This window comes from Streptomyces sp. NPDC002793 (assembly GCF_040295485.1).
Lineage (GTDB): Bacteria > Actinomycetota > Actinomycetes > Streptomycetales > Streptomycetaceae > Streptomyces.
In genome coordinates this window covers 1-12,663 of the sequence record NZ_JBEOVL010000083.1, presented here as the reverse complement: position 1 = coordinate 12,663, position 12,663 = coordinate 1, and the positions used below count along the sequence as shown (strand labels likewise).

Genomic DNA, 12,663 nt, shown 5'->3' with positions numbered 1-12,663 from the left:
CCCGGCGGCGGGGCCCCGGCCGCCCCCCCCCGCCCCCGCCACAAAATACGCCCACATGGGGGGGCGCCCCCCCCCCCCCCCGCCCGGGCCCCCTCCACACATGTGCGGGACCTCAAGGGCCTCAGTCGTTGGACGGGCCGCCGACCTGGATGCCCGCCATCCGCGACCACTCGTACGGGCCGGTGCGGACCTTCGCCGCGAAGTCCCCGTCGAAGTCCTCGTGCACCGTGATGCCGGCCTTGCGCACGGCGCTCTCCGCGAGGGCGTAGGAGGGTGCGACGAGGTCGCCCCAGCCACCGTCCTCGCCGACCAGCACGATGCGGGTACCCATCTGGCCGAGGTGGGCGAGCTGCCCTTCGGCGCCGCCGTGCTCCTTGGCGAAGGAACCGATCTGCTTGGCGAGCTTCGCGGCCCTGCGCTCGGCGCGCGCCGCGTGCTTGCTGTCGTCCGTCTGCTGGGTCCGGGACTCTGCCGTCTCTGCCATGGACACGATGCTACCGGCGGGTAGATCAACTGGCGACGGGCGGAGGGCGTGGCATCGGCCACGTCCTCCGCCCGTCGGCGGAGCTCTTGTACGTCGTGCGGGACTACCTCAGGAAGGGGTCCACCGCGACGGCGACGAAGAGGAGCGAGACGTACGTGATGGACCAGTGGAACAGCCGCATCTCCTTGAGCTTGCCCCCGGTCACGCCCGCCTTCGCCCTGGTCTGCAGGCCGTGCGCCTCCCAGAGCCAGAAACCGCCGGTCAGCAGGGCCACCGCGGTGTAGAACCAGCCGGTGTAGCCCAGCGGGGTGAGCAGCAGCGAGACGGCGACCATGACCCAGCTGTAGATGACGATCTGGCGGGCCACCACCCGGTTGGAGGCGACGACGGGCAGCATGGGGACGCCGACCCGGGCGTAGTCCTCCTTCACCTTCATCGACAGCGGCCAGTAGTGCGGCGGCGTCCAGAAGAAGATGACGGCGAAAAGAATCACCGCGGCCCAGGACATCGAATTGGTCACGGCGGACCAGCCGATGAGAACGGGCATGCAGCCGGCGATTCCGCCCCAGACGATGTTCTGCGAGGTCCGGCGCTTCAGCAGCATCGTGTAGACGACGACATAGAACAGAAGTGCGCCTAGAGCCAGCGCCGCCGAGAGCCAGTTGACGAGTAGTCCGAACCAGGCCGTGGAAATCACCGCGAGGGAGATTCCGAAGACCAGGCACTCACGCGGGCTCACCATGCCGGTGACCAGCGGCCTCTGCGACGTACGGTCCATCAGCGCGTCGATGTCGCGGTCGATATACATGTTGAGCGCATTGGCACCTCCGGCGGAGAGATATCCGCCGATGGTGGTGGTGACCACGAGCAACAGATCCGGTACGCCCTGAGCGGCGAGGAACATCACCGGAACGGTGGTGATCAACAGCAGCTCGATGATGCGCGGCTTGGTAAGAGCCACGAATGCCTTGACGCGGGCCCCGAACGGGCGTTGGCCCACTGGGCTCGGAGTCAAGGCGACCCCTGCGGGTCGGGACTCGACGGCCGTCACGCACACCCCTGACAGAGAAATCCCAGCAAGCTCCGGGCAGGAAGACCGCCCGGTAATGACTTGCGCGAACCAGACCACTGTAGACGTTGGGCATACGCCGCTCTTCGCGGGGGTGGGGTCGTGTTGGGGTGGCGCAGAAGTGAACGGAGGCGCTCATACGGGAGGCGAACTCCGCAGGTCGCCCGCACTGTGGAAAGGGCAGAAGTACGGCCTTGCGACGGGGGTAGGCTCGACAATGCCCGGTGCGGTAACCAGTCACCGGTTTACGAACAGTGGAGAGGAGCCCTGACTCAGGGTGAGCACCAAGCCGACCACCACAGACCTCCAGTGGACCGAATTGGACCAGCGGGCCGTGGACACCGTCCGCGTCCTCGCCGCGGATGCCGTACAGAAAGTCGGAAACGGCCACCCGGGTACGGCGATGAGCCTGGCTCCTGCCGCGTACACCCTCTTCCAGAAGGTGATGCGCCATGACCCGGCGGACGCGGACTGGACCGGACGCGACCGGTTCGTGCTGTCCGCGGGCCACTCCAGCCTGACGCTGTACATCCAGCTCTACCTCGCCGGTTACGGCCTGGAGCTGGACGACCTCAAGGCCTTCCGCACCTGGGGCTCCAAGACCCCGGGCCACCCGGAGTACGGCCACACCACCGGTGTCGAGACGACGACCGGCCCGCTGGGCCAGGGTGTCGCCAACGCCGTGGGCATGGCAATGGCCTCCCGCTACGAGCGCGGTCTCTTCGACCCGGAGGCGGCCCCCGGCACCTCCCCGTTCGACCACACCATCTGGGTCGTCGCCGGTGACGGCTGCCTCCAGGAGGGCATCTCGGCCGAGGCGTCCTCGCTCGCCGGCCACCAGAAGCTCGGCAACCTGGTGCTGCTGTGGGACGACAACCACATCTCGATCGAGGGCGACACCGAGACCGCGGTCTCCGAGGACACCCTGAAGCGCTACGAGTCCTACGGCTGGCACGTCCAGCGCGTGGACCAGCTGCCCAGCGGTGACCTGGACCCCGCCGGTCTCCACCGCGCGCTGCAGGCCGCCAAGGCCGAGACGGAGCGCCCGTCGTTCATCGCGATGCGCTCGATCATCGCCTGGCCCGCGCCGAACGCCCAGAACACCGAGGCCGCGCACGGCTCGGCTCTCGGCGACGACGAGATCGCGGCCACCAAGCGGGTGCTCGGCTTCGACCCCGAGAAGACCTTCGAGGTCTCCGACGAGGTCATCGCGCACACCCGTGAGGCGCTGGACCGCGGCCGTGAGGCCAAGGCCGAGTGGGAGAAGGGCTTCGCCGCCTGGCGCACCGCCAACCCCGAGCGCGCCGCCGACTTCGACCGCATCGCCGCGGGTGAGCTGCCCGCGGGCTGGGAGGACGAGCTCCCGGTCTTCGAGGCCGGCCACGGGGTCGCCACGCGTGCCGCGTCCGGCAAGATCCTCCAGGCGCTCGGCGGTGTCATCCCCGAGCTGTGGGGCGGCTCCGCCGACCTGGCCGGCTCGAACAACACCACGATCGACAAGACGTCGTCGTTCCTCCCGGTGGGCAACCCGCTGCCCGAGGCCGACCCGTACGGCCGGACGATCCACTTCGGCATCCGCGAGCACGCCATGGCCGCGGCCATGAACGGCATCGCGCTGCACGGCAACACCCGCGTCTACGGCGGCACCTTCCTGGTGTTCTCCGACTACATGCGCAACGCCGTCCGCCTCTCCGCGCTGATGCACCTGCCGGTGACGTACGTGTGGACGCACGACTCGATCGGCCTCGGCGAGGACGGCCCGACCCACCAGCCGGTCGAGCACATCGCCTCGCTGCGCGCCATCCCGGGCCTGAACGTCGTGCGCCCGGCCGACGCCAACGAGACGACCATCGCGTGGCGCGAGATCCTCAAGCGCGGCAAGAAGGACTACGGCACGAGCGCCCCGCACGGTCTGGCGCTGACCCGTCAGGGCGTACCCACCTACCCGGCGAACGACGACGCGGCCAAGGGCGGCTACGTCCTCTTCGACGCCGACGGCGGCGAGGCGCAGGCCGTTCTGATCGCGACGGGCTCCGAGGTCCAGCTGGCCGTCGAGGCCCGCGACGAGCTCCAGGCGGCCGGCGTGCCGACCCGTGTGGTCTCCATGCCGTGTGTCGAGTGGTTCGAGGAGCAGGACCAGGCGTACAAGGACAGCGTGCTCCCGCCGTCCGTGAAGGCCCGGGTCGCCGTCGAGGCCGGTATCGGCCTCACCTGGCACCGGTACGTGGGCGACGCCGGCCGGATCGTCTCGCTGGAGCACTTCGGTGCGTCGGCGGACGCCAAGATCCTCTTCCGTGAGTTCGGCTTCACCGCCGCGCACGTGGTGGAAGCCGCCCGGGAATCTATCGCCTCCGCCGCGCGCTGACGCGGTCATACGACTAGTAGGAGATGCAATTCTCATGACAGACGCACTCAAGCGCCTCTCCGACGAGGGCGTGGCGATCTGGCTGGACGACCTGTCGCGCAAGCGGATCACGTCCGGCAATCTGGCCGAGCTGATCGACCAGAGCCACGTCGTGGGTGTCACGACGAACCCGTCCATCTTCCAGAAGGCGATCTCCTCGGGTGACGGTTACGAGCAGCAGCTCACCGACCTCGCCTCCCGCAAGGTCACCGTCGAGGAAGCCATCCGCATGATCACGACGGCGGACGTCCGTGACGCCGCCGACATCCTCCGCCCGGTCTTCGACGCGACGGACGGCCAGGACGGCCGGGTCTCCATCGAGGTCGACCCGCGCCTGGCCCACGACACCGTGGCCACGGTCGCCGAGGCCAAGCAGCTGGCCTGGCTGGTGGACCGGCCGAACACGCTCATCAAGATCCCGGCGACGAAGGCCGGCCTGCCGGCCATCACCGAGACGATCGCGCGGGGCATCAGCGTCAACGTGACCCTGATCTTCTCGCTGGAGCGCTACCGCGAGGTCATGGACGCCTACCTGGCGGGCCTGGAGAAGGCGAAGGCCGCGGGCCTCGACCTCTCGAAGATCCACTCCGTGGCGTCCTTCTTCGTGTCCCGTGTGGACACCGAGATCGACAAGCGCCTGGACGCGGTCGGCGGCGACGCGGCGAAGGCCGCGAAGGGCAAGTCCGCCCTCGCCAACGCCCGGCTGGCCTACGAGGCGTACGAGGAGGTCTTCGCGGGCGACCGCTGGACCGCCCTGGACAAGGCGCACGCCAACAAGCAGCGCCCGCTGTGGGCCTCCACCGGCGTCAAGGACCCGTCCCTCAAGGACACCCTGTACGTCGACGACCTCGTCGCCCCCAACACGGTCAACACCATGCCGGAGGCGACCCTGGAGGCCGTGGCCGATCATGGTGACATCACCGGCAACACGGTCGCCGGTGGCTACGACCAGGCCCGTGCCGACCTCGACGCGATCAAGAACCTCGGGGTCAGCTACGACGACGTCGTCCAGCTGCTGGAGGACGAGGGCGTCGAGAAGTTCGAGGCCGCCTGGAACGACCTGCTCAAGTCGACCGAGGCCGAGCTCCAGCGCCTCGCTCCTTCGAAGGGCTGACCACCTTGTCTGGTGTTCCCGGAGCCAACCCGCTCCGTGACGCCCAGGACCGACGGCTCCCGCGCATCGCGGGGCCGTCGGGCCTGGTGATCTTTGGCGTCACGGGCGATTTGTCCCGTAAAAAGCTGATGCCCGCCGTCTACGACCTGGCCAACCGCGGCCTGCTGCCACCGGGCTTCTCGCTCATCGGCTTCGCGCGCCGCGACTGGGAGGACGAGGACTTCGCCCAGGTCGTCCACGACGCCGTCAAAGAGCACTCCCGCACCCCGTTCCGCGAAGAGGTCTGGCAGCAGCTCAGCCAGGGCATGCGCTTCGTCCAGGGCAACTTCGACGACGACGTGGCCTTCGAGACCCTGAGGGCCACGATCGAGGAACTCGACAAGGCGCAGGGCACGGGCGGCAACTTCGCCTTCTACCTGTCCGTGCCGCCGAAGTTCTTCCCCAAGGTCGTCCAGCAGCTCAAGAAGCACGGGCTGGCCGACCAGAAGGAAGGCAGCTGGCGACGGGCCGTCATCGAGAAGCCCTTCGGTCACGACCTGGCGAGCGCGCAGGAGCTGAACCAGCTCGTGCACGACGTCTTCCCGCCGAACGAGGTCTTCCGCATCGACCACTACCTCGGCAAGGAGACGGTCCAGAACATCCTGGCGCTGCGCTTCGCCAACACGATGTGGGAGCCGATCTGGAACAGGTCGTACGTCGACCACATCCAGATCACGATGGCCGAGGACATCGGCATCGGCGGCCGGGCCGGCTACTACGACGGCATCGGCGCGGCCCGCGACGTCATCCAGAACCACCTGCTCCAGCTGCTCGCGCTGACGGCGATGGAGGAGCCCGGCTCCTTCCACCCCAAGGCACTGGTCGCCGAGAAGCTGAAGGTGCTCACCGCGGTCGAGCTGCCCGATGACCTCGGCAAGCACACGGTGCGCGGCCAGTACGCGCACGCGTGGCAGGGCGGGCAGGAAGCGCTCGGCTATCTGGAGGAGGACGGTATCGACCCCAAGTCGAAGACCGACACCTTCGCCGCGATCAAGCTGACGATCAACAACCGCCGCTGGGCGGGCGTGCCGTTCTACCTCCGTACCGGCAAGCGCCTCGGCCGCCGGGTCACCGAGATCGCGGTCGTCTTCAAGCGCGCCCCCTACCTGCCCTTCGAGTCCGGTGCGACGGAGGAGCTCGGCGGCAACGCCCTGGTCATCCGGGTGCAGCCGGACGAGGGGGTCACGGTCCGGTTCGGCTCGAAGGTGCCGGGTACCTCCATGGAGGTACGGGACGTCACGATGGACTTCGCCTACGGCGAGTCCTTCACCGAGTCCAGCCCGGAGGCGTACGAGCGGCTCATCCTCGATGTGCTGCTCGGTGACGCCAACCTCTTCCCGCGCCACCAGGAGGTCGAGCTCTCCTGGAACATCCTCGACCCGATCGAGGAGTACTGGGACAAGCACGGCAAGCCCGCCCAGTACGCGGCCGGCACGTGGGGTCCGGCCGAGGCCGACGAGATGCTCGCACGCGACGGACGGAGCTGGCGCCGGCCATGAAGATCGATCTCACGGAAACCACGTCCAGCAAGATCAACCAGGCCCTGGTCTCGGCGCGCCGGTCCATCGGCACGCCCGCCATCGGCATGGTGCTCACCCTCGTCATCGTCACCGACGAGGAGAACGCCTACGACGCGCTGCGCGCGGCGAGCGACTCGTCCCGCGAACACCCGTCGCGGATCATCGCGGTGATCAAGCGGGTCAGCAAGTCGCCGCGCGCCCGGCGTGACGCACGGCTCGACGCCGAGATCCGGGTCGGTTCCGACGCGGGCTCGGGCGAGACCGTCGTCCTGCGGCTCCACGGCGAGCTGGCCAACCACGCCCAGTCGGTCGTCCTGCCGCTGCTGCTGCCGGACGCTCCGGTCGTGGTGTGGTGGCCCGAGGACGCACCGGCGGACCCCGCCAAGGACCCGCTGGGCGCGCTCGCCCAGCGGCGCATCACCGACACCTACTCCGCCGAGCACCCGCTCGACGAGCTGTCGGTGCGCGCGGCGACGTACCGGCCCGGGGACACGGACCTGGCCTGGACGCGCATCACACCGTGGCGCTCCATGCTGGCGGCGGCGCTCGACCAGCAGCCCGCGCAGGTCGTCTCGGCGACCGTCGAGGGCGAGTCCGACAACCCGAGCTGCGAACTGCTGGCGATGTGGCTCGCGGACCGGCTCTCGATCCCGGTGGAGCGCACCCACTCCGCCGGCCCCGGCCTGACGGCCGTGCGGCTGGAGACCAGGAACGGCGAGATCGTCCTGGACCGGCCCGACGGCTCGCTGGCGACGCTCTGCATGGTCGGCCAGCCGGACCGCGCCGTCGCGCTGAAGCGGCGGGAGACCGCGGAGCTCCTCGCGGAGGAGCTGCGCCGTCTGGACCCGGACAACATCTACGAGGCCACGGTGAAGTTCGGGGTGGAGCGCCTCGGCGGTCCCACCGAGCCGTCGTCCGTCGGTACGGGGCAGAAGCGGTCGGAGCCCACGGGTTCCGCCGCCCCTGCCGCGAAGAAGGCGGCGGCCAAGAAGGCGGCGTCGAAGTGAGCGCACCGCAGCTCGTCGTGCACCGCGACAAGGAGCTGATGGCACAGGCCGCGGCGGCCAGGCTGATCACGAAGATCGTGGACGCCCAGGCCGCCCGCGGTTCCGCCTCGGTGGTCCTCACCGGCGGGCGCAACGGCAACGGCCTGCTGGCCGCTCTCGCCGCCTCGCCCGCCCGGGACGCGATCGACTGGTCGCGGCTCGACCTGTGGTGGGGCGACGAGCGGTTCCTGCCCGAGGGCGACCCGGAGCGGAATGTCACACAGGCCCGCGAGGCCCTGCTGGACGAGGTGGCCCTGGACCCCTCCCGGGTCCACGCCATGCCCGCGTCCGACGGGCCGTACGGCGGCGACGCCGACGCGGCCGCCGCGGGATACGCGGCGGAACTCGCCGCGGCGGCGGGCCCGGAGGACCACGGGCCGGTACCGACGTTCGACGTACTGATGCTGGGCGTCGGGCCGGACACCCATGTCGCGTCGCTCTTCCCCGAGCTGCCGGCGGTGCGGGAGACCGAGCGCACCGTCGTCGGTGTGCACGGCGCCCCCAAGCCGCCGCCCACCCGTGTCTCACTCACGCTGCCCGCCATCCGGGCGGCGCGTGAGGTGTGGCTGCTGGCCGCGGGTGAGGACAAGGCGGAGGCGGCGGAGATCGCGCTGTCCGGGGCCGGGGAGATCCAGGCTCCGGCGGCGGGAGCGTACGGCCGTAGCCGCACGCTGTGGCTGCTGGACGTGGCGGCGGCCTCGAAGCTTCCGCGGGCGCTGTATCCGCCCGCGTCGGCATAGGCGAGCAGTACCGAGGCCCGGCCCCGCTCCTACCGAGGAGCGGGGCCGGGCCTCGTCGCTCAGGGGGATACGGCCGGGTCGCGGGCAGACCTTCGCCCTGACCGCGACGGCCCTCGGTCTCGGCCCTGCCCAGACCGGCGCCTTCAGGGATTCCGCGATCGCCGACCGGTGCGGCCTGGACAACACCGGCCACACCCCGCTGTACGTCCTGGCGGCCGGGCACCCCGCTCCGGTCCCGCAGGACGCGCCCCCGCCGGCCGGTCTCCCCGCCTTCGGTTCCACCGCCCTGCAGGACCGGTGACTCCGACGGGGCGCCACGCCCCGTCGGCTCAGCCGCGCTCCAGGAACGGTTCCAGCAGCCCCGGAACTGCGTCGGCGGCGAAGACGAGGCCCTCCGTCGCGTCGGTGTCGTGCGCCGTGTAGGCGCCGCCTCCGGCCGCCGTCGTGGCGGTGACGCTCAGCAGCCCGGCCCGGCGCTGGAAGAAGGACTGTTTCACCGTCCAGCCGATCACCCCGGACCGCTGGAGAGCCGCGGTGGAGCGCCTCACCGTGCCGGAGCGGGTCACCAGGTAACCGCCGCTGAGTGTGTGCCCCAGCGAGCGGTACGCGTCGACGGCCAGCAGCACCCCGACGGGCACCGCCACCACCGCGCAGCCGAACGCGGTCCACAGCAGTACGGGCGTCAGCAGGACGCCCAGCAGCACCTGGACCAGCACGGGCACCAGGGCCACCACCAGGGCACGGCGCAGCCGTCGTCCGAGGGCAGCCCTCGGGTGGGCCGTGAGCGGGGCGCCCGTCGGTGTGACGGTCTCGCGCAGGACCTCGGCGGCGATGGTGTCGGCCAGCGGGCGGGGCACGGCCGGCAACAGCGTGTTGTGGTCGGCGCTCCGCGACTCCTCGTCCCTGCTCAGGCCCGTGGTGATGGCGTCGACCCGGGCGGCGCCCGCCAGCCGCACACCGAGCGGTTCCACCAGGTCCACCCCGCGCAGCCGGCGTTCCTCGACGGACAGGGAGCGCGAGGTGAACAGCCCGCGCCGCACCCGCAGCGTGCCGCCCGCTTCGCGCTCCAGGCGGTAGTTCCACCAGCTCTCGATCCACAGCCCAAGGGCTCCGACCACACCACCGACCAGGGCCACCACGACCAGAACGACGATCATCCAGACCAGCGGGGTGTCCCGGAAGCGGTCGGCGATCCAGTGGATCACCTCGGTCTGCGCCCCGACCCAGTCACTGACCTGCATCACACCGCCGGCGGCGGCGCCGCCGAGCACGGGCGTGGCGAAGGAGACGGGTGCGTAGCGCATCCACCGGAGATCGAGCGCGGCCAGCTCACCGTCCCGGTGCGTCACGGAGACCTCGGCGGCGGGCCGGTCGAGGAGGTCACGGCGCAGCCGCTCCCCCTCGGCGCGGGCAACGGGATCCAGCGTGAGCGCGGAGTCGCCTCCCGTCTGCTCCCCGGTGCCGATGCGGACCGAGACGAGCCCCAGGATCCGCAGCAGCGGATGGGCGGTGAGGTCGACGCTGCGGATCCGCTCGCGGGTCAGTGAGCGGCGCTTGAGCAGGAGGAGCCCGGTGTGCAGGTCGACGCGCTCGGCACCCACCCGGTACCGGGTGCGCCGCCACCGTACGTAGTCTCCGGCGGCGGCGCAGCCGATCAGCAGGGCGGCTCCCGCCAGGGCCCAGCCGACGGCGGCCGGGTACCCGAGACGGCCGGACAGCGCGACCGTGACCGGAACGGCGGCGCCTACGGCCACTCCCGCCGTGACCAGCGCGGTGACCAGGACCGTCCGGGGATGGAGCCGCCGCCAGTCGGGACCGCTGTCGGCGGCCGTGCTCATGTGGCGTCCCCGGGGGTGTCCTGGGTGATCCTGGTCAGCCGCTCGGCGAGTTCGGCGGCGGCCTCGTGGGTGAGCCCCTCGATCTGCAGGGCTCCCTTGGCGGACGCCGTGGTGACGGTGACCGTGGCCAGACCGAAGAGCTGCTCCAGCGGGCCCCGCACGGTGTCCACGGTCTGGATGCGGGACATCGGTGCGATCCGCCACTCCCGCAGGAGGGCCCCGGTGCTCACGTAGACGGCCTCGTCGGTGACCTCCCAGCGGTGGGTGCGGAACCACCAGAGGGGGAAGAGGACGGCGCACAGCAGGCCCGTGCCGCCGAGCACCGCGGCGGGCATCAGCAGCCAGAACCTGGCGGGCTCGACGAGTGCGCCGAGGATGCCGAGGACCGCCACCGGCGCCGCCGTCAGCAGCAGCCACTGGGCCCGCCACCAGCCGACGGCCCGGCGGTCCGGTGCGTTGCGCGGCGGCCTGAGCCGTACCGTCCCCTCCCCCGTGGTCATCGCTCAGCGACCCCGCAGCGAGCGGTACGCCGAGACGAGCGCGGCGGTGGAGCTGTCCAGCTTTTCGCCACCGGTGCCCTCGGTGAGGACGGGCTCGATCTTCTTGGCGAGCACCTTGCCCAGCTCGACGCCCCACTGGTCGAAGGAGTCGATGTTCCAGACCGCGCCCTGGACGAAGACCTTGTGCTCGTACAGCGCGATCAGCTGGCCGAGCACCGAGGGGGTGAGCCGGTCCGCGAGGATCGTGGTCGTCGGGTGGTTGCCGAGGAACGTCTTGTGCGGCACGAGCTCCTCCGCGACGCCTTCCGCGCGTACCTCGTCCGGCGTCTTGCCGAAGGCGAGGGCCTGGGTCTGCGCGAAGAAGTTGGCCATCAGCAGGTCGTGCTGGGCGATCAGCCCGGGCAGCAGGTCCTGGACCGGCGAGGCGAAGCCGATGAAGTCGGCCGGGATGACCTTCGTGCCCTGGTGGATCAGCTGGTAGTAGGCGTGCTGCCCGTTGGTACCGGGCGTGCCCCAGACGACCGGCCCGGTCTGCCACTCGACCGGGTTGCCGTCGCGGTCCACGGACTTGCCGTTGGACTCCATGTCCAGCTGCTGCAGGTACGCGGTGAACTTGGACAGGTAGTGGCTGTAGGGCAGGACCGCGTGGGACTGCGCGTCGAAGAACTGGCCGTACCAGACGCCCAGCAGGCCCAGCAGCAGCGGGGCGTTCTCCTCGGGGGGCGCGGTGCGGAAGTGCTCGTCGACGAGGTGGAAGCCGTCGAGCATCTCGCGGAAGCGGTCCGGGCCGATGGCGATCATCAGCGAGAGACCGATCGCCGAGTCGAAGGAGTAGCGGCCGCCGACCCAGTCCCAGAACTCGAACATGTTGGCCGTGTCGATGCCGAAGTCCGTGACCTTCTCCGCGTTGGTCGACAGCGCCACGAAGTGCTGGGCGACGGCTTCCTGACCGGCCCTCAGCCCGGTGAGGAGCCAGTCACGGGCGGAGGTCGCGTTGGTGATGGTCTCGATCGTGGTGAAGGTCTTGGACGCGACGATGAACAGCGTCTCGGCCGGGTCCAGATCACGGACCGCCTCGTGGAGGTCCGCACCGTCGACGTTGGACACGAATCGGACGGTGAGCGAACGGTCCGTGAAGGAGCGCAGCACCTCGTAGGCCATGGCGGGTCCGAGATCGGAGCCGCCGATGCCGATGTTCACGATGTTCTTGACCGGCTTGCCGGTGTGACCGGTCCACTCCCCGGCCCTGACCCGGTCGGAGAAGGCGGCCATCCTGTCGAGGACGGCGTGCACGGCCGGCACCACGTTCTCGCCGTCGACCTCGGTCACGGCGTCGCGCGGGGCGCGCAGCGCGGTGTGCAGGACGGCGCGGTCCTCGGTGGTGTTGATCTTCTCGCCGCGGAACATCGCGTCCCGCAGCCCCGCGACATCCGTCGCGGCGGCGAGGTCACGCAGCAGACGGAGCGTCTCGTCGGTGACCAGGTGCTTGGAGTAGTCGATGTGGAGGTCGCCGACCCTGAGGGTGTACGCGGCCCCGCGGTCCGGCGTCTCCGCGAACAGCCGGCGCAGATGCGTGTCGCCGAACTCCTCACGGTGCTTGCCGAGAGCCGTCCACTCGGGCGTCTGGTTGAGCTTGGTTCGGCCTTGTGCGTTCATCCCGGAAATCGCCCACTTCTTCTCGTACCTGCAACCTTCCCCGCTGCCCCTCCAACCTAATTGATCTGGAGGGTCCGGCGGGGCATCGGCGGGCTACGGGGCGGCCTACGGATTCCGGCCGGGCACCCAGGGGGTGGCCGGCCGGTGAACAACGACTGCTAGCTTGATCTTTAACCTGTGCGGCGTGGGCGTGGGGTCGTTGACTTCTTTGTTCGTCGCTTTGCGGGGCCGGGTTTGCCGACGGTGTGCACGT

At 70.4% G+C, this 12,663-nt stretch carries 10 protein-coding genes; 5 read left to right on the top strand and 5 right to left on the bottom strand.

The features are described 5' to 3' along the window. Positions 1-121: 121 nt before the first annotated feature. Both ABT001_RS34915 and ABT001_RS34910 read right to left on the bottom strand, forming a co-directional pair. On the bottom strand, positions 122-484 hold the full coding sequence (locus ABT001_RS34915) for a hypothetical protein (RefSeq protein ID WP_351285618.1): 363 nt from the start codon (positions 482-484) through the stop codon (positions 122-124). Positions 485-587: 103 nt separating this feature from the next. Beyond that, positions 588-1,535, bottom strand: a complete 948-nt coding sequence (locus ABT001_RS34910; protein WP_351285617.1) for a heme o synthase — start codon at positions 1,533-1,535, stop codon at positions 588-590. Between the two features lie 295 nt (positions 1,536-1,830). On the opposite strand from ABT001_RS34910, the gene tkt reads away from it, so the two are divergent. Genes tkt through pgl form a run of 5 tightly spaced genes read left to right on the top strand, consistent with a single transcriptional unit; the run spans position 1,831 to position 8,416 of the window. Then, positions 1,831-3,918 carry a transketolase gene (gene tkt, locus ABT001_RS34905; protein WP_351285616.1) on the top strand — a complete coding sequence of 696 codons (2,088 nt, stop codon included), beginning with the start codon at positions 1,831-1,833 and terminating at the stop codon, positions 3,916-3,918. A 34-nt stretch (positions 3,919-3,952) separates the two neighbouring features. After that, entirely contained in the window at positions 3,953-5,071 is a 1,119-nt protein-coding gene (gene tal, locus ABT001_RS34900; protein ID WP_351285614.1) for a transaldolase, read from the top strand. A gap of 5 nt (positions 5,072-5,076) precedes the next feature. After that, a complete protein-coding gene (zwf, locus tag ABT001_RS34895; protein WP_351285613.1) occupies positions 5,077-6,609 on the top strand; it encodes a glucose-6-phosphate dehydrogenase in 1,533 nt (510 codons plus the stop codon). Further along, positions 6,606-7,637, top strand: a complete 1,032-nt coding sequence (gene opcA / locus ABT001_RS34890; RefSeq protein WP_351285611.1) for a glucose-6-phosphate dehydrogenase assembly protein OpcA — start codon at positions 6,606-6,608, stop codon at positions 7,635-7,637. The genes zwf and opcA overlap by 4 nt, the downstream gene beginning before the upstream one ends. Beyond that, a complete protein-coding gene (gene pgl, locus ABT001_RS34885) occupies positions 7,634-8,416 on the top strand; it encodes a 6-phosphogluconolactonase (RefSeq protein WP_351285610.1) in 783 nt (260 codons plus the stop codon). The genes opcA and pgl overlap by 4 nt, the downstream gene beginning before the upstream one ends. 329 nt (positions 8,417-8,745) lie before the next feature. Here the strand turns inward: pgl and ABT001_RS34880 are convergent, their stop codons facing one another. Genes ABT001_RS34880 through pgi form a run of 3 tightly spaced genes read right to left on the bottom strand, consistent with a single transcriptional unit; the run spans position 8,746 to position 12,410 of the window. Next, positions 8,746-10,254, bottom strand: coding sequence for a PH domain-containing protein (locus ABT001_RS34880; protein WP_351285608.1), 1,509 nt, complete (start codon positions 10,252-10,254; stop codon positions 8,746-8,748). Beyond that, positions 10,251-10,754, bottom strand: coding sequence for a PH domain-containing protein (locus ABT001_RS34875; RefSeq protein ID WP_351285607.1), 504 nt, complete (start codon positions 10,752-10,754; stop codon positions 10,251-10,253). Before ABT001_RS34875 ends, ABT001_RS34880 begins: the two co-directional genes overlap by 4 nt. A 3-nt stretch (positions 10,755-10,757) precedes the next feature. Then, positions 10,758-12,410, bottom strand: a complete 1,653-nt coding sequence (pgi, locus tag ABT001_RS34870) for a glucose-6-phosphate isomerase (protein ID WP_351285606.1) — start codon at positions 12,408-12,410, stop codon at positions 10,758-10,760. Positions 12,411-12,663: the final 253 nt, after the last annotated feature.